Source organism: Ulvibacterium marinum (assembly GCF_003626755.1).
GTDB lineage: Bacteria > Bacteroidota > Bacteroidia > Flavobacteriales > Flavobacteriaceae > Ulvibacterium > Ulvibacterium marinum.
Window position 1 is genome coordinate 164,318 of sequence record NZ_RBCJ01000004.1, and the last position, 23,882, is coordinate 188,199.

Consider the following 23,882-nt stretch of genomic DNA (forward strand, 5'->3'; position numbering starts at 1 on the left):
AAAATCGAATGGAACAATTCTAAAAATCCAACTTTTTTGAATTTAGACCAACTTATAAAAAGTTGCATCAAAAAAAATAGAGGGGCTCAGGAAACGCTTTATACATTATATGAAAAAAAGCTATTTCCCGTATGCCTTAAGTATTGTCGTTCTTATGCCGAAGCAGAAGATCACTTGCACGATGTATTCATTGAAATTTTTGAAAACATACAGAAATATAAGGGCAAGGGCTCTTTTGAGGGTTGGATAAAACGAATAGCTATCAACAAAGCCATAGACAAATACAAAAAAAATACTGTATTTGATTTAAAGGACTTCGAAGAGGAAAAAATCACCGAAGAGATTACTATTGTCGAAGATGATCTTCCTCCTTCCTTTGAAAGGTTGATTAAACTTATTCAGCAGTTGCCGGACCAATATCGCATAGTTTTTAGTATGTACGAATTGGATGGTTATTCCCATAAGGAAATTTCAAAATCGTTAAGAATAAGCGAGGGTACTTCCAAATCCAATCTACATCGCGCAAAGGCTATTCTAAAGAATAGGATCATACAGTTTAAAAAGGGGGCGAAACAAATTAAAAAGAGTCATGAAAGCTGAGAAAGACTTAGGAAAGCTCATAAGAGAACGCTTGGCGGACACTGAGGTAGCACCCGGATCCAACCTGTGGAACGCTATTGAAAAATCCTTGGAACGCAAAAGAAAAAGAAGATTTGGTTTCCTATGGTCTTTGGGGCTTTTGCTATTACTTTTGGGAGCTTTTTCGGTTCTACGATTTTCCCATGAACCCGAGATTCAAAAGCAACATATTAAGAATACCGATACTAGGATTCTACTGGAAGATTCCGTCAAAACCCATCCTTCAGACAGTGAAAAAAAAGGACTATCGTTTCCCCAAGCTTTCGAGAAAAACAAGGAAAGGGATAGCGTGCATTCATCATATACAGAGAAGGACAATACCCAAGGTACAAGCTCCCACAATCCTAAAATTGGATTATCCGAAGTACCCACGGAAAAATCAGACCCCACTTCCCAGGAGAATCCCAATGAAATTGATAGAAGACGTTCAAAGAGCAAATCGGTTAGAGAAAATGATGCGAACAAACCATCTTTATTTCCGGACAATTCAAAATCGGACAATGCTTCAGACGTATCAAATCCAAATCCTAAGATTACCGATATTGAAAAAAAACAGCCTAAGGGAAACTATCAACTTGATGAACCGCATCAAAATATAGTTGTTGACACATCTAAAATAAATGGAGCAAAAAACACAGCTCAAGATAATCCGTTTGTGGCCTCCAATGAAAATGAAAGTGCTACTTCCGAATCTGATGAAGAAGGCGTTCGGAAAACTACCAAAAAAGATTCCGTACCCTTGAAACGAGAAGAAACCTACTCGCAAAAAAAATATTACATCCATCCCTTTTTGAACTCATCCACCTATGGAGGACTTTCGGGGGCCTCAGCTATTGATGAACGACTTGACGGTAACCGAAGGTCAAATAATCTAAGTTACGGTTACGGCCTATATTTTGTCTTTAAACCAAATGAAAAATGGGGGCTTCGTGTGGGTGCGGCCTATAGTCAAGTAGAAAAAAATACTTTTGACGTACCTATACGGCCCAATGATTTGAGCACTAATTATTATAGGGACATTTCTTTTCAAAACGATCTCTCCTACTTAGCCCTATCCAATACCTTCTCACAATCGGAAAACATTACCCTACAGGAAAGATTATCCTATCTTCAGGTACCATTGGAAGTGACCCGTATGCTTCTAAAACGGGAAAAATTCGAGATTGATGCCATTGCCGGAATAGGTGTCATTTATCTAAAAAAGAATGAAGTAAGCGTTCTCCGAACGACGGGAACCACTATTGAATTGGGAAAAAATGACAACTATTCAGAAGGAAGTTTTGGAATACACTTCGGGTTTGGCTTAAATTATGAGTTAAATCAGTCACTTAAAATTCAATTGGAACCGATTATTAAACCCCAGATCGGATTTTATGAAAAAAGTATCGGGAACAAGCCTTTTATCTTCAATATACAATTGGGTGTGCTATACAGGTTATAAAAGCCTAAGGGAATCCACAAGCATCTAAATTAACCGAAAAATCAAGTTTTTTTGACCCAATTGTAACATTTCCATCTTTTTTACGTATAAGTATATGCAGCTTATGCGCAATGAACTTAACTAGAAAGGAAAATTGTAGATGAGACAACTAAAGATTACAAAACAGGTTACCAATAGGGAAACCGCCTCTTTGGACAAATATTTGCAGGAAATTGGTAAGGTAGACCTTATTACTGCGGACGAGGAAGTAGAATTGGCACAACGCATCAAGGCAGGCGACCAGATCGCTCTTGAAAAACTCACTAAGGCCAATCTTCGATTCGTGGTTTCCGTGGCCAAGCAATACCAAAATCAGGGTCTTACCCTACCTGACCTTATTAATGAGGGTAATTTGGGGTTGATTAAAGCGGCCCAACGTTTTGACGAAACACGGGGTTTTAAATTTATATCCTATGCCGTTTGGTGGATCAGACAATCCATTTTGCAGGCCTTGGCGGAGCAATCCCGAATCGTTCGATTGCCCTTGAATAAAATTGGTTCTATTAACAAAATCAACAAGACCTTTGCCTTTTTGGAGCAGGCGCATGAACGCGTGCCCTCTGCGGAGGAAATTGCAAAGGAATTGGATATGACTGTTGAAGACGTGAAGCAGTCCTTGAAAAATTCAGGACGGCACGTATCTATGGATGCCCCTTTGATCGATGGTGAGGATTCCAACCTCTATGATGTACTTCGTAGTGGGGAATCTCCAAACCCCGACAAGGATTTGTTGCACGAATCTTTGCGTACCGAAATTGAGCGTGCTTTGGAAACATTGACGCCGCGGGAAGCGGATGTTATCCGTCTCTATTTTGGTTTGGCAGGACAACATTCCATGACCTTGGAAGAAATTGGGGAAACCTTCGATCTTACCAGGGAAAGGGTGCGTCAAATCAAGGAAAAAGCGATACGAAGGTTAAAGCATACCTCCAGAAGTAAGATTCTAAAGACCTATCTTGGTTAATTATTTGATAAAATAACACGTTAAATATTCCATAAATTGGATTTATGGCATATAAATTGTAATTTTAAGGTTAACAACAGTTTATCATGACTGTTCGTTTTTTGATTGATGAATAAACTCCGGCTGATTACCGGAGTTTTTTCATTTAGACAGTTTCTTTTCTTTCAGAAAAAGCTCAATGTTTGTGGGCACCAAAAGCATCTAAAGATGTGATTTCCCCAAAAACTGAAGAAAAACGTACTGGCTACCGTACCGGATTACGTACCGAATTTGAAAGCCCAAAAAGACTATTCTACATAACTATATATTACAATGGTGTTATAGATTCCCGGAGCAATCTTAATATGGGGTAACAGAAATATATCTGATGCGGTATGGGTACGTAGGAATGATTTGCGAATTATTTGCCTTAAAAATCCGGATACTGTTAGTAGGTTTATTATAGACCTACTTGCTCTTGGAAAATGTGAAAGGCCTAAGGGATATTTGGAAAAAGATTAATATTAAAGAAAGTCAAAGATGACATCATTCAGAATCAATGATTTCAACAATTTTAGCTTTAATGGTTATGCCATACTCCATATTTGTTCCGGAAGGAGATTGATTAAATACCTTGCAAAGCACTTCCTTTCCATTTCTGAACTTAAATATCAACCTTACTTCTACTTTGGGATCACCATCTAATCCAGAGAAAGAACTGAAATTGTCGAAACTTGGGTTTTCCTTTCGCAATTTATCAATACGCGAACTCGAAGGTATAAATGTTGCATATCGCCTCGTTGGTTGTAATTTCCTTAAAGAAAATTCAAGGGTATCCCCAATTTCTATTTCATTGACCCCAAATTCCAATCTTAGAGCATTAAGCAAATAATTAACATGTACTACTTGCGGGTTGCTTTCCTCGGCTCCATAAAGATATGTCCCTGCATTAAAAAAATAGTCTTTCAATTCCCCAACATTTGGATCCACTTCGTCACTTATCCATATAAAGGTGTTATTATCCGAGACAAACTGGACAATTGAACCTTCTGGGGATTTTATCCTCAAGGAGTAATAATTGTCGTTTGTTAATAGATACATAAGGATATTAAAAAAAATGTGACGCTTGTCATTGGCTATTGCATTCTTATGATGAAAAGAGTATTTTGTTCGGACTAAAACTTCTTGATATTCTAAGTGATTCCCCAGTTTTTGGGTGGCTACTTCCAAAAGTTCGATCTGATTGGAAGTTTTATCGGCAAGGTCTTGGGCTTGTTGAATTATAGTGTCTACCGCGCCATCGGTTTTTAGTAAAAGGGTGTCAGTAGATGTTTTAAGTTCTTCTACTGTCTTCTGGACTGCTTCTTTGACTATAGAATCGGTTGCTCTAGTAATTTCTTCTTTGGTCCTTTTTGCACTTCTTTTTTCACCATATTTTACTAGCAAAAAGGTCAATCCCGTTAGTATTACTGCTATTATAAGATAGTAGTTCAATATAAAATCCATCACTCTTTTGAAATAAAATAATACTTTCCCCACAATACCAGCATGAAAATTTATCAAATCTTAAATGAAGATAAAACAAATCGAAGTTTTTCAAAAAATAATAAAGAACTAAAATCTGCTTCCTGCCCATTGATGAACCCCCAAAAAAAATTGAGGAAACTATCGCATTTATAGAGTATTCCATGGAACAAGTGGAAAATAAAACAGATTTGGTTTGGGTAATCTTAAACGAGGGTTTGTTTGCAGGTTGCTGCGGGATACATGGAATTCCCACCAAACAACCACATTTTGGGCTTTGGATCAAAAGTGGACAGCAAGGAAAAGGCATTGGTAAAAAAGTGGTCAACCATATGCTTCCATGGGGAATATCCAATTTAGATATCGAATTTATCAAGTACCCCGTTGATAAGCGAAATCAAAAGAGTATTCATCTCATATCCCAGCTAAACCTGAAACTTTCGGACAACTATGAAATGGGCAACCAAAAAAAGTTGGACGTGGATGAATATCGTTTGTATAAGATACCTCCCACCCATTAGAACAAAGGTACTAGGGACCCTTAAGTTCGGAACGATAACCTGGTGGGGTAAAACATACCACTATTGGGAGGAACATAAGCAAGTCCACTTAACATCCGCTTTGATCCTTTTTATAACTCGTACCAAAAGGCATCGCGTAGCAGCTCCAGGCCTTTAGGAACCGCGGTATCCGGAGATTCATTGCCCTCAAATTCCAATGAGATGTATCCCTTATAGTTGTGCCTCCGCATCATTTCCCCAATTTTGGGATAATCGATATCCAAGGTATACCACTTCCCGCCCCCGTAATAGGTTTTGGCTTGTACCAGATAGGTTTGGGGTGCCAATAATTCCATCTGCGCCTCCCTATTCTCCAAAAAATTTCCGGTATCCAAGGTTACCTGTAACCAAGGGCTGTTGATAGCATCTACAATACGTTTTACCCCTTCCGCCGTACGCCCCAGGCCCCAGTGGTTTTCCAGTCCCAGAACCACTCCACATCGTTCGGCGGTAGGTATACATTGTTCTATGGCATCGATGACCCATTTAAAACCATCTTCATCGGTGTATCCTTCCAAAGTGGGTTCCATTCCCTTATTCGCCATTAAATCATCAAAGGATTTGGAGGTTCCCCAACGCCCCGTATTCAAACGCATGGTAGGAATACCCAATTTGTAGGCCAATTCTATTTGGTGCAGGGTTTTTGAAATATTTTGTTCCCGATATCTTTTTTCCGGGCTTAAATAGCCTTGATGGGTAGAAAAACCCATAAGATCTAATCCGGCATGAAAGGCTTGTTTCTTTAATTTTTGAAGATATCCATTGTCCTCGGAGTTCATTTGCACCAATAATAATTCTATCCCATCAAAACCCATGGCTGCCGCCTTTTCAATACAAAGTTCCATAGGAACATTTTCCTTAGGCCCATTGAATTGCCAAAAAGAATACGTGGACACCCCAATGGGATTATGCTTTATTTTTTTGGGTTTCGGGGTAGAGGTCAAATCTGATGGTGAAAATCCGGAAATAACGGAACCTGCACCCAACATTGCGGCTCCATTCATAAATTTACGTCGATCCATATCTAAAAAGTCGTTTGAAGTGGTTTATCCCAAATATAACCATTTACGCACAGCTTGAAATCCCATAGCAATTCCTTACTTTTATACGGAACCCGATAAAAGTTTTATAAAATGACCAAAATCAACATCGCAGCCTATGTACTTCTGGTAGGCTGCCTTATCCTTTCCTGCACCAAAGAAACTTCAGTAAGCACAGAAAAAGAGATTGAATTCAATCTCCCGGATAATTTTGTCCTGGAAGACCTGTATAGACCCAGCATTCATGGGCAAGGATCCTGGGTGGCCTTGGCACAAGGGCCGAACGACCGGGTATACGCCTGTGACCAGAGGGGAAAAATCTATTTCTTCCAAGCTCCAAAGGAAGGTAATGTCATCAGTGCTTCTGAGGTTGATAGTGTTGATCTCAAAATCGGGGAAGCCCATGGACTCTTATGGGCCCATAATAGCCTTTACGTTTCGGTAAACAAGAAATGGGACGATGAAGTTCCGGACGAGGAGGAAAACGGTAGCGGGGTGTACCGTTTAACCGATACCGATAACGATGGTAAATTGGATGCATTGGACATGCTGTTGAAGCTGGAAGGACAGGGGGAACACGGTCCGCATAGTTTTGTACCGAGCCCAGATGGGAAAGACATCTATTTCATCGCTGGAAACCATACTTTAATTCCGGAATCCCTATTGGAGAATAGTCGGCTTCCCGCTAATTGGGATGAGGACAATCTGTTTCCACCCTATCTTGATGCTCGGGGTCATGCCAATGACATTAAGGCACCAGGGGGTTGGATCGCCAAATTCAATCCCGAGGGTACGGATTGGGAAGTTATATCTGCGGGGTACAGAAATCCCTTCGATATTGCCTTTAACCAAGATGGTGAGTTGTTCACCTACGACGCTGATATGGAATGGGACATAGGCATGCCCTGGTATCGGCCCACACGCATCAATCATGCAACCAGTGGGAGTGAATATGGCTGGCGGACCGGTTCCGGTAAGTGGCCCGCCTATTACCCGGATAACCTTCCGGCCGTACATAACTTGGAACAAGGTTCCCCTACGGCGGTTCTTTCCGGTGCCAAACTCAACTTTCCCGCTACCTACAAAAACGGACTTTTGGTAATGGATTGGAGTTTCGGTACGGTGTATTTTATCGATTTAAAACCAAAAGGAAGTAGCTATATCGGGGAACGGGAAGAATTTCTGTCCGGTACTCCCCTACCGCTTACAGATATGATCGCCGGTTCCGACGGCCATCTGTATTTTGCCACGGGAGGCCGTGGATTAAATTCCCATTTGTACCGTTTACGCTATACCGGGGAAAATATGGGAACCGCAGAAGTGAAACAGGATGCAGAGGCCAAAGCACTTCGGGAACTGCGCCGATCTATAGAAAAATACCATACCCAAGAATCCGAGGAGGCCATACCCCTTGCCTGGGCCAATTTGGGGCATGAAGACCGATTTATACGGTACGCCTCCAGAATGGTTTTGGAACACCGACCAGTAGACCAATGGCAAAATCTCTTTTTTAATGAAAAGGATGTGACCAAAATTCTGGAAGCCGGTATTGCATTGGCACGGCAAGGAGGTAAAAACCTACAGGGACGTATTCTGGACAAGCTCTATCAATTTAAATTGGAGCAACTTACCAACCAACAACAGATTGCACTGTTGCGAAGCTATGCACTAGTATTTATCCGGATGGGCGAACCCGATGAGCAACATAGAAGAGCAACGGCCAAAAAATTGAACTCCTATTTTCCACATGCCAACAACACCGTAAATCGAGAGCTGGCCCAATTACTGTTATATCTAAAAGCCGATGGAGCCACTGAAAATATAGTGCAGCTACTGGAAAAGCACGCCAGGGAAAAAACCATTACAGAGGGTGTGGAGCTGCTTTCCGAAGAGGCCACGCAACGCAGTGAACAATATGGGCCGCTGATTCGGGAAGTTATTGCTAAGATGCCCCCAAGTGAGTCCATTTACTACGGTCTTCTCCTGAGCCATGCTAAAGAAGGTTGGACCAATGACCTCCGTGAAAAATATTTCCTCTGGTTCTATGATGTATTGGGCGCCAAGGGCGGGATGAGTTTTAAGGCCTACATGGAAAATGTGCGTCTACAAGCCATGACCAATGTGCCTGAAAACAAAAGGGAATATTTTCAGGAAATATCCGGTGTGTACTCACCATCAACTGCCGTGGCCGACTTACCACAACCCATCGGACCTGGAAAGGAATACTCCGGACGCGATATGAGCCAAATCCTTTGGGGGGGCGGTCTACAAAACTATAGTGGTTCCTTTACGGACGGAGAGCGTGCCTACCAGGCGGCTATGTGCGTATTATGTCACCGTATGCGGGGTGAAGGTGGCGCTGCCGGACCGGATTTGACACAGGCCCATACCAAATTTAGTGATTATGATATGCTTTTCGCGATTTACAGTCCACATGACGAAATCTCGGATCAATACGCAAACACGCTTTTCCATATGACGGATGGGAAGAAAATTGCGGGACGTATCAAAGCGGAGGATGATAGGACCATTACCCTTATGCCCAACCCGTTCAATGAAAGCTATACCGTAGAACTGGCTACAAGCGATGTGGAAAAACGGGAACTCTCCCCTATTTCCCCCATGCCTCCTGGACTTTTGAATCGGTTAAACGAGCAGGAAGTACTGGATCTGTTCGCCTATTTGAAATCCGGAGGGGATGAGAATCATGAGATCTATGAGGGAAAGGCCATGGAGTAATACAAGAACGTTTACATTTCTCTACCTTTGCATGAAATTATTTTAGTTTATTGGCATGCGTAAAACCAAAATAGCCCCTTCCCTCCTGGCAGCCGATTTCGGCAACCTACAACGCGATGTGGAATTGGTAAATCAAAGTGTAGCGGATTGGCACCATATTGATGTAATGGACGGTGTTTTTGTACCTAATATTTCCTATGGTATGCCTGTTGTGAAGTCCATTGCGAAACATGCCACCAAACCCTTGGACGTTCATTTGATGATCGTGGACCCCAACAGATACATTAAGACCTTCTCAAGTTTAGGTGCCTCAATACTGACCGTTCATTATGAGGCCTGTACCCATTTGCATAGAACTTTGCAGGAAATAAAAGCGGAAGGTATGCAGGCCGGGGTAGCCCTGAATCCCCATACCAACATCAATGTCTTGGAAGATACGATCAACGATATTGACCTAGTATTGATTATGAGCGTAAACCCGGGGTTTGGAGGGCAATCCTTTATAGAACGTACCTATGCCAAGATACGAGACCTAAAAACATTGATCCAGGAGAGGAAGGCCAATGCCTTGATCGAAGTTGACGGCGGTGTTAGTTCGGAAAATGCAAAGGCCTTGGCGGAAGCCGGTGCGGACATCCTTGTGGCCGGAAGTTTTGTCTTTAAAAGTGAAGATCCCAGCGCTACCATACGGGAGCTTAAAGAAATTGCAGGATAATGGATTTGTACGATGTTGTTATTGTGGGCGGAGGTCCCATTGGAATAGCTTGTGGTTTGGAGGCCAAAAAGAATGGGCTTTCCTATCTTATTGTTGAAAAAGGGCCTATTGTAAACTCGCTTTTCAACTACCCCATAAACATGCAGTTTTTTTCCTCCTCCGATTTATTGGAAATTGACAACATTCCTTTTATCAGCAAGGAGGCCAAGCCCAAACGGAACGAGGCATTGGAATACTACCGAAGGATAGTTACCTCAAATCAATTGAATATTCATCTTTTTGAGAAAGTTACCAATGTAAAAAAGAACCATAATCTGTTCAGTGTAACTACCGAAAAAGACAGCTATACCGCCAAAAATATTGTGGTGGCGACCGGGTTCTATGACATTCCCAATCGCATTGGCATTCCAGGCGAGGATCTGCCCAAAGTTTCCCATTATTATAAAGATCCCCATTTTTATGCCAGTCAGAAGCTTATCGTCGTCGGTGCCAGCAATTCGGCCGTGGATGCCGCTTTGGAATGCTACCGCAAGGGAGCCGATGTTACTATGATCGTGCGCGAGCCTGAAATTGGGCAAAGGGTCAAGTATTGGGTACGGCCGGACGTTATCAACCGGATCAAGGAAGGTAGTATACAGGCCTATTTTAATTCGAATGTAAAGGAGATTCTAGAGGATGCCGTAATCGTAGATACTCCTGAAGGCACTATCCGTATTGAAAACGATTTTGTTCTGGCCCTTACGGGCTATATGCCCAATTTTGAATTTCTGGAAAAACTCGGGATTCAGCTATCCGATGATGAAAAACGGCTTCCCAACTACGACCCGGAGACTATGGAAACCAATGTAAACGGACTGTATCTTGCCGGGGTTATCTGCGGTGGTATGGAAACCCATAAGTGGTTTATAGAAAATTCTAGAATCCATGCGCCCATTATTATGGGTTCCATATTGAAAAAAGCGGCCCAAAACGTAAACGTTTAGATTTTTCTGCGACCAAACGGATATACAGCGTTTGGCAACACTGTCCAAAGTCATTTGGAATTGTTGCTAGGACCTTACCCATTTAAATGTGTTCCGTTTGTCAAGATTTTATCTATTTTATTGGGGACTCTTATCATGTGTCTTTCTAAACGCTCAAGAAGGTCTTATGGGCGGTGGGGGCCCTTCCTTTGAACTTGACGAAAATCTATTCGGGATAAACGCCAGATTGTTTTATGGTACGGACCCAACTTTTTGCTTCGGTCCGGAAGTTACTTTTTTCCCCTATCAGGAAATCGACGAGGAATACGAATTGAGCGTAATCGATTTAAACGCCAATGCCCATTATATTTTTGAAATCTCCCATAAATTGGGCATTTATCCCTTGGGCGGAATCAACTATACCATCGAAAAAGAACGGCTGATTTCGGATACCGATGACATGGAAGAAGTCAGTGAGTTCGGCCTCAATTATGGTTTGGGGGCACATTACAATCTTCATCATTTTTTCATTTTCGCAGAATTTAAAGGAGTTGCAGGCCAGCTCAACGACGAATTCTTTACTGCAGGAATCATTTTGCCTTTAGGGAAATCAAACGAACAAAATCATGAGTAACACAATGATACAACAAGTACATCTCGCCGCACAGTATCTGGCCATGGCCGGAAAAAGCTTTCTACCTCCAAAAGAGGATGACAGCCATACTAACATCGGATTTATACCAGAAACCGAAACGCTGGAAACGATGCCTTTACACCCTTCTGGACAAAAGTTGGTTTTTGACTATTCCGACTTTAGCCTAAAGTGGGAATCAAATGTGACCCATTCCTTTCCATTGGATGGAAAATCGCATGAGGAGGTAATTGTTTGGATCAATACCATGGTCGCTTTGAGTCCTTTGACCCAACGGTACGTTTATGAACTGCACTATGAATTGCCCTACTCGGCCTTGGGTGATTTCAAATTTGAACTTGCCGACCCTTCGCAACTCAAAGAACTGCTGCGCTTACGAAAGCTGGGCCATGCGGTTTTACAATCTTTTTTAGAACAGGAAAACTTGCCATCGGATATTTGTATTTGGCCTCATCATTTTGATACGGGTGCTTTTATGCCTCTGGATGATGGTTCGGGAAAATCCATTGGTCTAGGCCTGGCAATCCCTGATTCCATATGTGATGAGCATTATTTTTATATCAGCGGCTATTTAGGTCATAATGCCTTGGACGTCTCCAACTTCAACGCATTGACGCATGGGACATGGGACCCAAAACAGTTAAAGGGAGCCCTGCTTCCAGCTTCGAATAGGGATACCAAAGGTGCGGCCCAATTTTTCCGGGAAACGTTAAGGGCCTATACCCGTTGATCTCATGGATTGGTACGTTCCTATCACCATTGTTCCCGGAATTGGATTGCTATTATTATCCACCTCCAATCTCTTGATTGCACTGAGCACCGAAATCAAGGAGCTAATAGGGAAGCAAAGCGATGTTCAGACCATTTTATCGCGAAAATTAAGGCAGCTTAAGTTACTGAACAATGCCATGGTATTTCTGTATGTCGCCGTGGCCAGTTTTGTGCTTTCGGGACTAATAGCCGGTCTTTATGAGAGCACTCACATTATGGGTGCCGAAATACCGATTTATTTTACGGTAGCGGGCATCCTTAGTGCCTTATTGGCCCTATGTATCCTTATTGTGTATTCCTTTAGGGCCGTAAAAATAAGGCAGGATCAATTTGATGCTCAAATTAGTAAGGACTAAATCAAATCGACATCGGTGATAATCTCCAAAACCCCTGTGCCCGATTCCTCGAAAAGTTCTTGCATTGCACTTTTCAGCTTTGCCTGATCGGTGACGCGCTTTCCCCATGCTCCGCAGGACAGGGCAAAGTCGGCAAAATTAGGGTTGGAAAGGGACGTTTTCCAAACATCGAACTCGCCGGCGCGCTGCTCCTTGGATATCTTACCCAACTCATGGTTGTTTAAAACGATAAGCTTTATCGGCATCTTGTACTTCACCAAGGTAGTGATTTCGGCCAGATATTGACAAAGTCCTCCATCACCGGCCACCGCGACTACGGGTCTTGTATCACCTACGGCCGTCCAGGCACCAATGGATGCCGGGAGGGCAAAACCAATGGAACCCAAGTAACCGGACATTAGGAAATCATGGTTCTTGGATTCAAAATAACGTCCAAAGGAATAGGCATTGTTGCCCACGTCAACGCACATGACCGCATTTTCCGGGGTCAATTTGTTCATCGCATCAAAAACGGCAATGGAACTTATCCCCTTCTCCGAGGTTTCCTGGAGTCGTTTTGCCTTCTCTGCCTTCCAAATCTTCCAGCGCTCCGCAATTTCGGGGCGTTGATCCAAGGTGTCGGTCTTTCCCTTAAGTTCCGCTTCAAATATTTCCAAGGTCCTGGATATCTCTCCCCAAACGGCCACTTCCACCTTGTGGAACTTGCTTAGGGCCAGGGGATCAAAATCAACTTGAATAATGGGTTTTTTAGGAGTAATCCCCGTATGGTTGGAAAATGAGGCCCCGAAAACAATCAGCAAATCGGACTCGTTCATAAACCATGAGGCGATAGGTGTTCCACTTCGGCCCAATACCCCACCACCCAGGGGATGATTATCCGGTATTAATCCTTTTCCTTTAAAGGTGGTTACTACGGCGGCATTTAAACGTTCGGCGAATTGTACAACGCGCTTTTTATGGGTCCGGGCTCCATGGCCCATAACGATTACAGGCCGTTTGGATTTCTTAATCAACGCTATGGCATCTTCCACCGCCGATGCCGGTGGAGCGATTTCCAGGGAGGTCATCCGTTTCTCCGGAGTCTTTGCCCTTGCTCTAGGATTTGCTTTCTTTTCCTGTACCTCATCGGGAAAGGTCAGATGGGAAACGTCGCGTTTTAGAATGGCATGCTTAACCGCCAAGGACATCAGTTCGACATGTCGGCTATCACTTTGCACCCTATGATTAAATTCTGCTACGCTGCCAAAAGCCTGTACCAAGTCCACTTCTTGAAAATTTCCGGTCCCGACAACTTGTGTGGCCACTTGGCCGGTTAAGGCCAATAAGGGGGCACGGTCTACCTTGGCGTCCCACATGCCGGTATACATATTGGTAGCTCCCGGACCCGCAATAGAAAAACAGGCCGCCGGTTTTCCGGTCAACTTCCCATAAGCCGAAGCAGCAAAGGCGCCGGCTCCCTCATGGCGGATACCATAAAAATTGAGATTCCCCTGTTGCTCCTGCCGTTTCATGGCATCGGCAAAACCTAAATTGGAATGGCCCACCATCCCAAAAACAGTGGTTACCCCCCAATTGATCATGGTTTCTACCATAAGGTCGGACACTGTGGTATCATGAGGTGCCTCCGCTTCCAGACCTACATAGATAGCGCCGTCCTCTTCCTTTACGGCAAAGGTTTCCACCCCATCGTCATAACCTCCTGGCGGCAAACCGGTACATGGATGAAAATCCCATCCGTGCCAAGGGCAGCGCAACAACCCATTTTCGATGGATCCTTCTCCCAAGGGGCCACCTTGATGCGGACATTTGTTGTCCAATGCCGAAAATTTCCCTTCAAAATGGGTCAGGCATATGCCTTTATGGGCTGCGGTAACGGTTTTAACCCGCCCTTCGGGCAAATCGTTCTTATTATCCAATACTTTGTGCCAGACCGTATTCTCCTTTGCCACTTTTCTAAAGTTTAGTTGTTTTTCCGTAAACCAATATAACGATTGGTAGAGGATTCGCGAAGCGTTTTCGCACTATCTTTTGTGTTCCGGGCTATCAAATCCTGCTTTACAACCAGCATCCCATTCATCGGGGAGATTGCCATAGGCGGGTACGCCGCCATTGTCCTTTAACATTCGGGCCAGATGCAGGCAATTCCATACCAGGAAGGTGGTATTTCGATTCGTAAAGTCATTATCGGGGCCACCGGAACCTTCATCCCGATATGAAGGTCCGGGACCGGCTTCGCCCATCCAACCGGCATCCGCCTGAGGGGGAACCGTATACCCAATATGGGAGAGGGAGAAGAGGATATTCATGGCGCAATGCTTTACGCCGTCCTCATTACCGGTAATCAAGGTAGCGCCTACCTTTCCATAATCCCGATACTGCCCCTTGGCATTAAACTGATGGGTATAGCCGTACATACGTTCCAGGGTACGATTACATACGGAGGATTTTTCGCCTAGCCATACGGAGGTACAAACGATTAAAATGTCGCAAGCATCGATTTCTTGTTGAATCTGAGGCCAATCATCCCGGTCCCATTCCGGGGTCTGGGACATATCCAGACCCAATCCGGCCGGAATTACATAGTCTACCGGGCGAATTACTTTTGTGGTTGCACCATTGGCCTCAAAGATACGTTGGGCTACTTGGATCAATCCCTCGGTATGGGAAAGTACCGGGGTTCTATTTAGTGTACAGTTTAGAAATAGAACGCTAAGATCATCGTACTTCGCGGGTGGATTGTCGCAGTGTTTTTGGGTCAGTTCCTTTAGTTGTTCTGTCATTTTAATGTGTTTATTGGATTAGGTGGAGTTTGGGAAATCCCATACTATGTATGGATATGGGTTATCCGTCAAGAGTTGTTCCCTTGTTCTCCATTCTTGGGTCGATGAACCTTGACGTTCATTACAACCGTAATGTATGAAAAAAAGAACAATACAGGTATTCGTTGGGCACTCGGCATCTCTGTTCAAAACATTCCATTGTTATGACTCTTAGTTTCCCAAAGGCAATGGAAATTCACGGCCACGTAGCGAAAAATCTTCTTTACTACATAGAAGATCTCTTATCTTAGTTCCACCTATAAAAAGGTATAGATCATTAATGATCTATACTCCTACGTTGTATGTCATTTGAAAAAAACAAATGAAAGAAGATGTAAAACCGAAATACGAGATTGTTTACAGTGATTTAAAAAACCATCTAATTGGTGATTTTTTAGTTTCTAGAGACTTTAAAATGGTAATGTCTCAAAATGGAGTTTATGAATGGTGGCAAAATATTTATGAGCAAGTCAAAGAAAATAGAACCTATGTTTCATTAGGATATGACCATAATAGAGGAGATAATATTGATACTCTTGCCATCGTTTTAAATGCTATTGAAGAAAACGAAGAAATTGAAAAAGTTTTTACACTTATAACCGTATCATTTATAGAATCCAAAAAGACAGATGAAGACTTTTCAGATATTATAGAAGCCATGACAGTAGCCAATTTTTCGAAAGATTCAATAGGCGAAGTAGAAAAAGCATTTGAAAAACATAAACAATTAAAGTTACCCGAAAAAGAAGTTATAACATCAACTCGTTTGAAAAGAGCATCAAATACCAAAAAGAATAAAAAGGACATTTTTATCGTTCACGGTCACAACGAAGAATTAAAAGAAAAGGTAGCAAGAACAATAGAAAAACTGAAGTTAAGCCCTGTAATACTTCACGAACAAAGTAATGAAGGACAAACAATAATTGAGAAATTCGAAAAACATTCGAATGTGAATTTTGCAGTAATTCTTCTGACTTATGATGATTTCGGAAACGTAAAGTCTGACAACAATCATAATAAAAGAGCAAGACAAAATGTTATTCTCGAATTAGGGTATTTTATAGCTAAAATAGGACGTGAAAATGTTATGCCTTTATATGAAAAAGGAGTAGAACTTCCAAGTGATATTTCTGGAGTTCTTTATACATTAATTGACGAATCTGAGAATTGGAAATTTAGATTAGTAAAAGAATTAAAATCTGCTGGATTTAAAGTAGATGCTAATGATATAATTTAAACAGAATCAAACTTAAGATGACTATAAGTAAATCATACGCAACTAATCATACCCAAGACCATTAACGGTAATTTGAAAAACACTTAATATAATATGAGTAGACCGGAAATTGAAAACTTAAGAACTTGGCCACGAAATTTGAGTACAAGTTTAGGTGGCGGACTTTCAACTGCCTTGGGTGGCGGAATGTCAACGGCATTGAATGGTGGAGCATCCACAGCAATTTATGGTGGTCTATCCAAAGCATTGTACGGTGGTATGTCAACTGCTCTTTATGGAGGGTTATCTACTGGACTATATGGCGGTCTTTCAACTGCACTTTACGGAGGATTATCGACCGCGTTATACGGAGGACTTTCAACTGCACTTGGCGGCGGATTATCTAAAGCAATTGGAGGTGGAATGTCGACTTCACCCTCAAATGTTTATAGAAGCAACATACCGCCTTGGCCGTATTTTGTCAGAGAATTGGAAAAACGTGGTTATGATTGGGCAGTAGAGAGAATAAAAAATCATTTACCGGACTTTTTATGGCCTGAGAATTATTTTTAAAAATGACTTTTAAATTGAAAAAAGAAAAAGCTGCCTCTAATAATGATTTTAATTCATAGTTGTTTTCCTACTAATTCAAAACTATTAACCATGAGCAAAGCGGGATGTCATACAGAAAAGCCCATCACGTCAAACCTCTAACTTGCTACGTTTGATGTGACGAAGCCATACATGAGACCGTTAGCTATAAGACCAAAAAATTGAAGCTAGTACAAAAACATCGCGGAGAAAGAAGAACCTTCCTTATTCAAGCAAACGGACTAAAAATTTCGGAGGATAGCTCGTTTGGCACAAGCAGACGTACAATCCCTTTTGAAAATATTACTAACGAATTCGTTTCATTAAAGTTTAACCCCATTCATTACTTGGTAATTATTGTACTTGGTGTTTTGGTTATTTTTTCCTTTTTAGTCTTAAAAATGTATAACATAGATGACCTAGGTAAAATTTATAGGTGGATTCTAATATTTCTCGTTGGTGGGATCTTTGGAATATATAACTTTAAAATGGCATCAACAGTTCTTAGATGTATAGATTTTGAAGGAATTGAGTTCTATAAAAATGAACCTTCTAAAAAAGAAATGGATTTGTTTATTAAAGAATTATTCAAACGTAGGAATTTATATCTAGAAGAGCGATTTGAAAAAGTAAATCCAAATTTGAATTATGAATATCAATATGGAATGTTTTATCATTTACATTCATTGGAAATAATAGATTCTGAAAAACTTGACAAACTGATTTCTGAGCTTGATAAAGCATTTGAAGGTGAATTTATCACATTTAGTAAAAATTAAGGCCAGTGACTAACACTGTGTATAACTAATTGCGAGCGGAATTTCCAGCTGGAATTTCTAGCAATCAATTACCTTTAGTCTCAGGTGGGCATTTTCCGTTTAGGCCAGCGCGCCAACTCGCCCGCTACTGATGCAGACGGCGTGCAACTAATCGTACACATGACCGTTAGTCAATAAAAAGAAGCATAGTGCACAAACTAATAACAATTATGTTACTTGGATTATTTGCATGAATAGTTAACAAAGACCTGAGAATATGGGACTATTTGACAGATTTAAAAAGCAAAAACCAGAACATAACGACTTAGAGATTCGATTTGACTTGTCTGACTCTAATTTAGAAAAGTTAAAAGAAATTGAAATTGGAAATGTCAATTTACCGACTGGAAAAATAATCGCAAGTGATCCTTTTTTTACTCATAGCACTAAACCATTTTCTCGATCAGTTGATTCAGGGACATATCCCGTGAAAATATATATAGCTAAAATTGAGCCTGAGCATTATAGAATAGCTTTTGCCAAAATAAAATTTCGACCTGAAACTGCTACAAATTGGATACTAGCGTTGTCAGACGACATGAAAATTGAAGATTTGATTAGATTAAAGGAAGGTGAGTATTTTGGCTTTCCTGTTGATGCTGGATTAGGTTGTTTCGTAGATGAGAAAACTAATGAGAATTTTTTAAGCAAAATAGATAGGTTCTACAGGGAAAATCCTGATAAGAACTATTATGATGATTTATTAGCAGCTGAATTTGATAAATATTCCTCTGGAAACAAATATTCAAGAGATTTAGGAGACTGGAATAACCATATCCTAAATGACACATCTGATTTGAATGTTATTATGTTTGCATCAGGATGGGGTGATGGTTACTATCCAACTTATTGGGGATATAATGACAAAAAGGAAACGGTAGAGCTTACCATTGACTTTTTGATAGACTTAGATGATGAATAATTAATTACTACAACAATACATATACAAAATCGGCATGATAGTAGTAAATTCAAGGATGTAACCCGCTTCAAAATTGTAACCGTTTGATGAGTTTGAAACCAGCAATCGTCCATACTGCATATACTCACCGTTAGGTAATATTATTACATGAAAGTTTTACTCTACTTATTAACCCTAGGGTTTGTCTTATCTTGTTCTACAACAAAAAATCTTCGCGATGAAAATAATAAGCTTTTCAAAGCAATTGCTGAAGCTGAATACAGTGCCAAACGTAAAGGAGAATTGACCAGGGAAGAAGCCTTAAAAAAATTATCAAAAAGAAAATTTTATGACAACCAAGGCATATTGGTGGGGTACTGGAACTATGAACTGGATGGAACTATTTACGAACAAACAAAACTCCTTAAGAACAAAAAACATAAATTAATTAAGAGTAGCACTTATGATAGTCAAGGAAATCTAAAAAGATATATAATAACCGAATCTGATGAAAAAGGTAATATTATTGTTTATCGAACTTTTGATTCTAATCATAAGGCCATTTCTATCCAAAAGAATGAGTATGACTCAAATGAAAATGTGATTTCAATGTCCAGAACAAGTGTTACTGCAAACAAAAGTTCCAAAACATCGAGCAAATACAATTCAAAAAATCAGTTAATTGAAAAAACTGAATACAAACCAGATGGATCAATTAAAGATGTAAGAACTTACAAGTATGATAAAACGGGAAATGAAATAGAATCTGATTTGAGAAGGCCCAATGGTTACTACACAAGATTTATCTCAGAATTTGACCAGAACAATAATTTGACCATTCAAAATTGGTATGATGAATCTGGCAAACAAACTCACAGAACTTCATTCTCGCATGAATATGACAAAAACAATAATTGGATAACCAGAAAGAGATATTCAAATGGGAAGTTAGGTTATGTTTGGGAGAGAATAATTGAATATCATTAAAACGTGGCCTAACAAAAGCTAAAATTCATCACTACTTCCAAGTTCCTTTAAAATATTCCTACATTAGAGTAACAAAAATTAAGGAGCTTGATTAGATTATTACCAGATCGAAACCATAGCCGGGACCGTTATAAACCACATCAAAATTCAAAGTAATGCAAAACCTGACAAAAATTTATTTTACAGTTATGCTATTGGTCTGTTTCCAAAGCGGTTTTGGGCAAAGCAGTAGTACGAGCAAGATGTTCCAAGCCATGGCGGAATCCGAATCCGATTTGCTGATTCGCATCAACAACAACATGAATGAGAAGGAGTTACAATCCCGAATCGCTATTTTACATCATCTGGATAAGGCCATTACCATTGACTATTCCCGGGATGCATCCGGAAACATCACAACGCTTTCTAGTTCAGGAGGCAAAAATAAGGGCTCCTGTGAATCCGATGATTTTGGATATCTTATCATCTCCTTACAGAATAATCGTTGGAGGAATTGTATGATTTCCGATAAGGAATAAATCTCTTCTGCTTATTTGAACAACAAAATCTGTAATATATCGCAGAGGATTCCCGAACGTTTGGGTCGGATGGGGAAATCCTTGTTTATTCGCTAACTTCGTGTTAGGACGGGAAAGTCAGCTTTGACATTATAGCCAAGAGCATTGTGCCTAGCTTATAAAAATCCAAAAACCAACATGAATTGGACATAAAACAAATTATAAGTTTTATAAAAAAATACTACTGGATTGCCATGATTCCTGTTGCTATTTTTGCTTTTATCTCTCTGGAAGAGGAAAAAAAAGATATCGATCAAAACAAATCTATCACTTACGGAGTTGTCAAGCGCTCAAGGCCTATAGCAAAACAGTTTAGCAAAAGACATTATGACTACGACTTCTACGTAGACGGACAAAGATTTTCAGGAAGTTCAATAGGCTGGTTAAGTGATGACATTGATCAAGGAAATTACTACGTCGTAGAATATTCCATTAAAAATCCGGAGCATAGTCGTATGGACTTTGAAATTCAATATTCGCCTGTAGTTCAAACTAATGAGTTGGGAAAAAAGGACACCACTTACATACGCGCAAGTGAAATGAAAATGAATATTCCTGAGGAATATAGGAGCCGAATCGAAAACCTAAAAATAGATGCGGAAATGGAAAACTGAGCTGTAACAGACTAAGCCCAACAAAGCCTAAAGGTAATACGGACTAAAAGGGAAAACCGAAAGGTCTGTGTATATTTATGGAGGCACTAAGACGAAAACTTTTCTTATTTGTTCACTAAGCTGGCGGAACGCAAAATCAACTAAAAAATTCAACATACATCTAAATATGAATATAGCCGTAGCTCAATTTCAACCCAAAGACGGAGATAAAGCATACAACTTATCGGTAATTCGAAAACTTGCGGAAAAGGCAAAATCCAACGGAGCGGACTTGATAAGTTTTCACGAAATGTCCATTACCGCATACACCTATACCAAGGATTTAACCCTGGAACAGCTAACGGATTTGGCGGAGGACGTTCCCAACGGAAAGAGCACGAAGGAGTTAATCGCGATTTCCAATGATTTGGACATTCCAATTTTGGCAGGTCTTGTGGAAAAATCGGACGGAAAAATTTATAATACCTATATCTGCGTTGCGGGTGATGGAGTAGTTGCCAAATACCGAAAAATACACCCTTTTATCAACCCATATATGTCCGCCGGGGACGAATATTGTGTATTCGACCTACTCGGTTGGAAATGTGGAATTTTAATTTGCTATGACAACAACGTCATAGAAAACGTGCGGGCAACTAGCCTTTTGGGGGCAGAACTGATTTTCGCTCCCCATGTGACTGGCTGTACACCATCTGCCATGCCACATCGAGATTATGTAGACGACAAATATTGGCAGAATCGTGCAAATGACCCAGTTTCATTACGAATGGAATTTGATGGCCCTAAAGGTAGGCGGTGGTTAATGCGCTGGCTACCTGCAAGAGCCTATGACAATGGAGTTTATTATGCGTTTACCAACCCGATCGGCTATGATGGCGAACATCTTAAAAATGGGAATTCGATGATCATCGACCCTTATGGAGAAGTTTTGTCCGAAATAAAATCCTTTGAAGACGAAATCACGATTTCAAAAATCACAAAGGAGAAAATCCAACTTTCGGGAGGTTGGCGCTACAAAAATGCAAGAAGACCGGAATTGTACAAGCATATCATCGGTGGTAATCACAAATCGGAAACAACCCCTGTGTGGATGAAGGAGAAAACGGCCAAAGATTAAGAAAATGCCTGTGCCTAATGATTGCTATTGCAAATAGTCATGTTCCTTTTTACCGATGTGGCGGTGGTGGTCCACCTCGTCCTGGGCCCGGAGGTCTAAGCGCTCGGCGAACGATACGCTTGAGCTTTCTTTTTTGTTCGGCATCGCACATACGCTCCAGTGTATTGAAAAAGGAGAAGATTTCCTTTTCCCTTTCCTGGCTCAAATTGCCGATAGTGGAGGTTATGGAATCCAGTTCTTGGTCTGAAAAATCGGTTGAGCCCAAATTGGAAAAAAGCAATTCCTTCAATTCCTGGGTACGCTCATCAATGGCTCGCATTTTACGATGGTGTTCCGCATTCACCTCTTGAAACTTCATCTGCTGTTCTTCGGTAAAATTCAATTCCTTGAAAATAAAATCCCGAGGTGGTCTTGGTTTTTTGTTCGGTTCCTTAAAAGTCAAATAAAGCAGTACACCGTTCATGACCATTAGGAAAATCAATAACAGGGTAAGGAGTAGATTTTTCTTCATAACGGTCAATTTAGCATAGATTCATCTTGAGCCGATGACAGGCCATAGGCCTCGGCAAAGGTTTGAATTTCTTCTTCCCGGTTGGAATCGCTATAGGTATAGAGCACGAGCCCGTTTAAAAGGATAAAAAGGAAAAGGGCCGCCATCTGATATTTAGGCGTAAACCAAGGGAGCCAACCCAACTGTGGTTGGGAATCCCGGGTTTGGGAAAGCCTGTTCAATACCTTGTCCTTAAAAAAGGGAGGTGTAGAAACCGCCTCGATACCCGAAGCCGAGTCTATAAGTTCATCAATGCGTTGGGAAGTATTCTTTTTCTCATTCATGGTTATTGGTATTCCTAGATTTAGATGCCGATTTGCAACAAAACTTGCGTTACCGGCCTTCTTTTTTGTAATATGTTGTTAAAATTTTTCTTAGGTTCCTTTTCGCCCTAAAAAGCAGGGACTCCACAGAGGAGATACTTTTTTGGGAAATTGCACTGACCTCCTTATAGCTTAATCCGTCTATATTATGCAAGGTAAACACTATTCTTTGGGCTTCGGGCAATCGATCTATGGCTCGGAACAAGATTTCCTTTTTTTCCTTTTCCTCCAACTGTACCCCCGGATGGTCGAACTCCGTAAAATACCTAGATTTGTCCAGAGGAACCTTATTTCCGGTAAGCGATTGCTTAAAGCCAAATCTTTTTTGGGTATTTTTCCTGCGAATAAATTCCAAACTTTTGTTTACCGAAATCCTATAGATCCATGTGGAAAGCGTAGAATTCCCCTTAAACTTTCCAATGGAATTGTAGACCTCCACAAACACCTCTTGAGCAATATCCTCGGCATCCTCAACATTGGGCACAAAAGAGAGACAGGTATTAAAAACCTTCTTTTGATATAGGTCCAAAAGTCGGGCATAGGCGGACTGCCTTTGTGCCTTTAACTCCATTAAAAATTGACTTTCGTCCAAAAGGAAATAGGTGCGTTAGTGTGCCTACAAAGTAACGAGATTTAAAAATAATGACTCCAAGCGCAAGTTTTTTTGGGATTCCTCATCTAAACCTAAAAACAAACAATAGAAGAATATGAATCGTAAACATGTAAAACTAGGAACCGCACTGATCGCTTTGGGATTCTTAAGCGCTTATTCGCTGGAGGCCCAATCTAGGGAAGGCAGGCGCGAAAATAGAACCCCGCCCACCATAGAACAACTGTTCGAGGATCTGGATGCCAACGAAGACGGGAAGCTTTCCTCAAAAGAAGTAAAAGGACCTCTAAAAAAGGATTTTGCCAAAATAGATGCCAACGAAGACGGCTACCTGTCCTGGGAAGAATTGGAAAAAGCGCCCAAACCAGAAAGAAACGGATCCCAAAAAAGAGAGTAAT

At 41.0% G+C, this 23,882-nt stretch carries 26 protein-coding genes; 19 read left to right on the top strand and 7 right to left on the bottom strand.

What is annotated here, in order from left to right; all coding sequences use genetic code 11:
• Window positions 1-36 precede the first annotated feature (36 nt).
• The 3 genes from D7Z94_RS19785 to D7Z94_RS19795 all read left to right on the top strand — a co-directional run bounded on the left by D7Z94_RS19785 (window position 37) and on the right by D7Z94_RS19795 (window position 3,083).
• Complete coding sequence (locus D7Z94_RS19785; RefSeq protein ID WP_120713362.1) at window positions 37-600, top strand: RNA polymerase sigma factor; 564 nt, start codon at window positions 37-39, stop codon at window positions 598-600.
• Complete coding sequence (locus D7Z94_RS19790) at window positions 590-2,080, top strand: hypothetical protein (RefSeq protein WP_120713363.1); 1,491 nt, start codon at window positions 590-592, stop codon at window positions 2,078-2,080. Before D7Z94_RS19785 ends, D7Z94_RS19790 begins: the two co-directional genes overlap by 11 nt.
• A 139-nt stretch (window positions 2,081-2,219) precedes the next feature.
• Window positions 2,220-3,083, top strand: a complete 864-nt coding sequence (locus D7Z94_RS19795) for a sigma-70 family RNA polymerase sigma factor (protein WP_120713364.1) — start codon at window positions 2,220-2,222, stop codon at window positions 3,081-3,083.
• Window positions 3,084-3,608: 525 nt separating this feature from the next.
• Here the strand turns inward: D7Z94_RS19795 and D7Z94_RS19800 are convergent.
• On the bottom strand, window positions 3,609-4,568 hold the full coding sequence (locus D7Z94_RS19800) for a hypothetical protein (RefSeq protein WP_147415942.1): 960 nt from the start codon (window positions 4,566-4,568) through the stop codon (window positions 3,609-3,611).
• A 149-nt stretch (window positions 4,569-4,717) separates the two neighbouring features.
• Between D7Z94_RS19800 and D7Z94_RS19805 the strand changes: the two genes are divergently transcribed.
• The gene (locus D7Z94_RS19805; RefSeq protein ID WP_262696937.1) at window positions 4,718-5,107 is read left to right on the top strand and encodes a GNAT family N-acetyltransferase; all 390 of its coding nucleotides are present in this window, start codon (window positions 4,718-4,720) and stop codon (window positions 5,105-5,107) included.
• 110 nt (window positions 5,108-5,217) lie between these two features.
• Here D7Z94_RS19805 and D7Z94_RS19810 read toward each other — a convergent pair whose 3' ends face one another.
• Window positions 5,218-6,168 carry a sugar phosphate isomerase/epimerase family protein gene (locus D7Z94_RS19810; protein ID WP_120713367.1) on the bottom strand — a complete coding sequence of 317 codons (951 nt, stop codon included), beginning with the start codon at window positions 6,166-6,168 and terminating at the stop codon, window positions 5,218-5,220.
• 111 nt (window positions 6,169-6,279) lie between these two features.
• Here D7Z94_RS19810 and D7Z94_RS19815 point away from each other — a divergent pair, with 111 nt between their 5' ends.
• The 6 genes from D7Z94_RS19815 (at window position 6,280) to D7Z94_RS19840 (ending at window position 12,381) form a co-directional block, all read left to right on the top strand.
• The gene (locus tag D7Z94_RS19815; RefSeq protein WP_120713368.1) at window positions 6,280-8,925 is read left to right on the top strand and encodes a c-type cytochrome; all 2,646 of its coding nucleotides are present in this window, start codon (window positions 6,280-6,282) and stop codon (window positions 8,923-8,925) included.
• A 55-nt stretch (window positions 8,926-8,980) separates the two neighbouring features.
• A complete protein-coding gene (gene rpe / locus D7Z94_RS19820; protein WP_120713369.1) occupies window positions 8,981-9,640 on the top strand; it encodes a ribulose-phosphate 3-epimerase in 660 nt (219 codons plus the stop codon).
• On the top strand, window positions 9,640-10,623 hold the full coding sequence (locus D7Z94_RS19825) for a YpdA family putative bacillithiol disulfide reductase (protein ID WP_120713370.1): 984 nt from the start codon (window positions 9,640-9,642) through the stop codon (window positions 10,621-10,623). The genes rpe and D7Z94_RS19825 overlap by 1 nt, the downstream gene beginning before the upstream one ends.
• A gap of 97 nt (window positions 10,624-10,720) precedes the next feature.
• Window positions 10,721-11,236, top strand: a complete 516-nt coding sequence (locus D7Z94_RS19830; RefSeq protein ID WP_147415943.1) for an outer membrane beta-barrel protein — start codon at window positions 10,721-10,723, stop codon at window positions 11,234-11,236.
• Window positions 11,229-11,984 (top strand): hypothetical protein, encoded by a 756-nt coding sequence (locus tag D7Z94_RS19835; protein ID WP_120713372.1) that lies wholly within the window; start codon window positions 11,229-11,231, stop codon window positions 11,982-11,984. Before D7Z94_RS19830 ends, D7Z94_RS19835 begins: the two co-directional genes overlap by 8 nt.
• A 4-nt stretch (window positions 11,985-11,988) precedes the next feature.
• On the top strand, window positions 11,989-12,381 hold the full coding sequence (locus D7Z94_RS19840; protein ID WP_120713373.1) for a DUF2721 domain-containing protein: 393 nt from the start codon (window positions 11,989-11,991) through the stop codon (window positions 12,379-12,381).
• On the opposite strand, the gene D7Z94_RS19845 is transcribed toward D7Z94_RS19840, so the two are convergent.
• Window positions 12,378-14,330 carry a thiamine pyrophosphate-binding protein gene (locus D7Z94_RS19845; RefSeq protein WP_120713374.1) on the bottom strand — a complete coding sequence of 651 codons (1,953 nt, stop codon included), beginning with the start codon at window positions 14,328-14,330 and terminating at the stop codon, window positions 12,378-12,380. The genes D7Z94_RS19840 and D7Z94_RS19845 overlap by 4 nt on opposite strands.
• A 72-nt stretch (window positions 14,331-14,402) precedes the next feature.
• Window positions 14,403-15,161 (bottom strand): flavodoxin family protein, encoded by a 759-nt coding sequence (locus D7Z94_RS19850; RefSeq protein WP_120713375.1) that lies wholly within the window; start codon window positions 15,159-15,161, stop codon window positions 14,403-14,405.
• A 361-nt stretch (window positions 15,162-15,522) separates the two neighbouring features.
• On the opposite strand from D7Z94_RS19850, the gene D7Z94_RS19855 reads away from it, so the two are divergent.
• The 8 genes from D7Z94_RS19855 (at window position 15,523) to D7Z94_RS19890 (ending at window position 22,001) form a co-directional block, all read left to right on the top strand.
• The gene (locus tag D7Z94_RS19855) at window positions 15,523-16,437 is read left to right on the top strand and encodes a TIR domain-containing protein (protein WP_245967261.1); all 915 of its coding nucleotides are present in this window, start codon (window positions 15,523-15,525) and stop codon (window positions 16,435-16,437) included.
• 93 nt (window positions 16,438-16,530) lie between these two features.
• A complete protein-coding gene (locus D7Z94_RS19860; protein WP_120713376.1) occupies window positions 16,531-16,989 on the top strand; it encodes a hypothetical protein in 459 nt (152 codons plus the stop codon).
• 200 nt (window positions 16,990-17,189) lie between these two features.
• Window positions 17,190-17,786, top strand: coding sequence for a hypothetical protein (locus D7Z94_RS19865; protein ID WP_120713377.1), 597 nt, complete (start codon window positions 17,190-17,192; stop codon window positions 17,784-17,786).
• A 256-nt stretch (window positions 17,787-18,042) separates the two neighbouring features.
• Window positions 18,043-18,747: a DUF4241 domain-containing protein gene (locus tag D7Z94_RS19870; RefSeq protein ID WP_120713378.1), complete on the top strand. Its 705-nt coding sequence runs from the start codon at window positions 18,043-18,045 to the stop codon at window positions 18,745-18,747.
• Between the two features lie 147 nt (window positions 18,748-18,894).
• Window positions 18,895-19,713, top strand: coding sequence for a hypothetical protein (locus D7Z94_RS19875; protein WP_120713379.1), 819 nt, complete (start codon window positions 18,895-18,897; stop codon window positions 19,711-19,713).
• Between the two features lie 155 nt (window positions 19,714-19,868).
• Complete coding sequence (locus tag D7Z94_RS19880) at window positions 19,869-20,231, top strand: hypothetical protein (RefSeq protein WP_147415944.1); 363 nt, start codon at window positions 19,869-19,871, stop codon at window positions 20,229-20,231.
• A gap of 182 nt (window positions 20,232-20,413) precedes the next feature.
• Window positions 20,414-20,884, top strand: a complete 471-nt coding sequence (locus D7Z94_RS19885; RefSeq protein ID WP_120713381.1) for a hypothetical protein — start codon at window positions 20,414-20,416, stop codon at window positions 20,882-20,884.
• Window positions 20,885-21,050: 166 nt separating this feature from the next.
• A complete protein-coding gene (locus D7Z94_RS19890; RefSeq protein ID WP_120713382.1) occupies window positions 21,051-22,001 on the top strand; it encodes a nitrilase family protein in 951 nt (316 codons plus the stop codon).
• A 49-nt stretch (window positions 22,002-22,050) separates the two neighbouring features.
• Here the strand turns inward: D7Z94_RS19890 and D7Z94_RS19895 are convergent, their stop codons facing one another.
• The 3 genes from D7Z94_RS19895 to D7Z94_RS19905 are packed head-to-tail and all read right to left on the bottom strand — an operon-like array spanning window position 22,051 to window position 23,445.
• A complete protein-coding gene (locus D7Z94_RS19895) occupies window positions 22,051-22,512 on the bottom strand; it encodes a Spy/CpxP family protein refolding chaperone (RefSeq protein ID WP_120713383.1) in 462 nt (153 codons plus the stop codon).
• A gap of 5 nt (window positions 22,513-22,517) precedes the next feature.
• Window positions 22,518-22,835 (bottom strand): hypothetical protein, encoded by a 318-nt coding sequence (locus tag D7Z94_RS19900; protein WP_120713384.1) that lies wholly within the window; start codon window positions 22,833-22,835, stop codon window positions 22,518-22,520.
• 49 nt (window positions 22,836-22,884) lie between these two features.
• Window positions 22,885-23,445, bottom strand: coding sequence for an RNA polymerase sigma factor (locus D7Z94_RS19905; RefSeq protein ID WP_245967262.1), 561 nt, complete (start codon window positions 23,443-23,445; stop codon window positions 22,885-22,887).
• Window positions 23,446-23,581: 136 nt separating this feature from the next.
• Here D7Z94_RS19905 and D7Z94_RS19910 point away from each other — a divergent pair, with 136 nt between their 5' ends.
• Window positions 23,582-23,881 carry an EF-hand domain-containing protein gene (locus D7Z94_RS19910; protein ID WP_120713386.1) on the top strand — a complete coding sequence of 100 codons (300 nt, stop codon included), beginning with the start codon at window positions 23,582-23,584 and terminating at the stop codon, window positions 23,879-23,881.
• The last annotated feature ends 1 nt before the right edge of the window (window position 23,882 follow it).

What these genes read in the sequence shown, in the direction of transcription:
- D7Z94_RS19790 (WP_120713363.1), top strand. Translation starts at nt 590, where the DNA reads ATGAAAGCTGAGAAAGACTTAGGAAAGCTCATAAGAGAACGCTTGGCG.
- D7Z94_RS19795 (WP_120713364.1), top strand. Translation starts at nt 2,220, where the DNA reads ATGAGACAACTAAAGATTACAAAACAGGTTACCAATAGGGAAACCGCC.
- D7Z94_RS19800 (WP_147415942.1), bottom strand. Translation starts at nt 4,568, where the DNA reads ATGGATTTTATATTGAACTACTATCTTATAATAGCAGTAATACTAACG.
- D7Z94_RS19810 (WP_120713367.1), bottom strand. Translation starts at nt 6,168, where the DNA reads ATGGATCGACGTAAATTTATGAATGGAGCCGCAATGTTGGGTGCAGGT.
- D7Z94_RS19815 (WP_120713368.1), top strand. Translation starts at nt 6,280, where the DNA reads ATGACCAAAATCAACATCGCAGCCTATGTACTTCTGGTAGGCTGCCTT.
- rpe (WP_120713369.1), top strand. Translation starts at nt 8,981, where the DNA reads ATGCGTAAAACCAAAATAGCCCCTTCCCTCCTGGCAGCCGATTTCGGC.
- D7Z94_RS19825 (WP_120713370.1), top strand. Translation starts at nt 9,640, where the DNA reads ATGGATTTGTACGATGTTGTTATTGTGGGCGGAGGTCCCATTGGAATA.
- D7Z94_RS19835 (WP_120713372.1), top strand. Translation starts at nt 11,229, where the DNA reads ATGAGTAACACAATGATACAACAAGTACATCTCGCCGCACAGTATCTG.
- D7Z94_RS19840 (WP_120713373.1), top strand. Translation starts at nt 11,989, where the DNA reads ATGGATTGGTACGTTCCTATCACCATTGTTCCCGGAATTGGATTGCTA.
- D7Z94_RS19850 (WP_120713375.1), bottom strand. Translation starts at nt 15,161, where the DNA reads ATGACAGAACAACTAAAGGAACTGACCCAAAAACACTGCGACAATCCA.
- D7Z94_RS19855 (WP_245967261.1), top strand. Translation starts at nt 15,523, where the DNA reads ATGAAAGAAGATGTAAAACCGAAATACGAGATTGTTTACAGTGATTTA.
- D7Z94_RS19860 (WP_120713376.1), top strand. Translation starts at nt 16,531, where the DNA reads ATGAGTAGACCGGAAATTGAAAACTTAAGAACTTGGCCACGAAATTTG.
- D7Z94_RS19870 (WP_120713378.1), top strand. Translation starts at nt 18,043, where the DNA reads ATGGGACTATTTGACAGATTTAAAAAGCAAAAACCAGAACATAACGAC.
- D7Z94_RS19875 (WP_120713379.1), top strand. Translation starts at nt 18,895, where the DNA reads ATGAAAGTTTTACTCTACTTATTAACCCTAGGGTTTGTCTTATCTTGT.
- D7Z94_RS19880 (WP_147415944.1), top strand. Translation starts at nt 19,869, where the DNA reads ATGCAAAACCTGACAAAAATTTATTTTACAGTTATGCTATTGGTCTGT.
- D7Z94_RS19890 (WP_120713382.1), top strand. Translation starts at nt 21,051, where the DNA reads ATGAATATAGCCGTAGCTCAATTTCAACCCAAAGACGGAGATAAAGCA.
- D7Z94_RS19895 (WP_120713383.1), bottom strand. Translation starts at nt 22,512, where the DNA reads ATGAAGAAAAATCTACTCCTTACCCTGTTATTGATTTTCCTAATGGTC.
- D7Z94_RS19900 (WP_120713384.1), bottom strand. Translation starts at nt 22,835, where the DNA reads ATGAATGAGAAAAAGAATACTTCCCAACGCATTGATGAACTTATAGAC.
- D7Z94_RS19905 (WP_245967262.1), bottom strand. Translation starts at nt 23,445, where the DNA reads ATGGAGTTAAAGGCACAAAGGCAGTCCGCCTATGCCCGACTTTTGGAC.
- D7Z94_RS19910 (WP_120713386.1), top strand. Translation starts at nt 23,582, where the DNA reads ATGAATCGTAAACATGTAAAACTAGGAACCGCACTGATCGCTTTGGGA.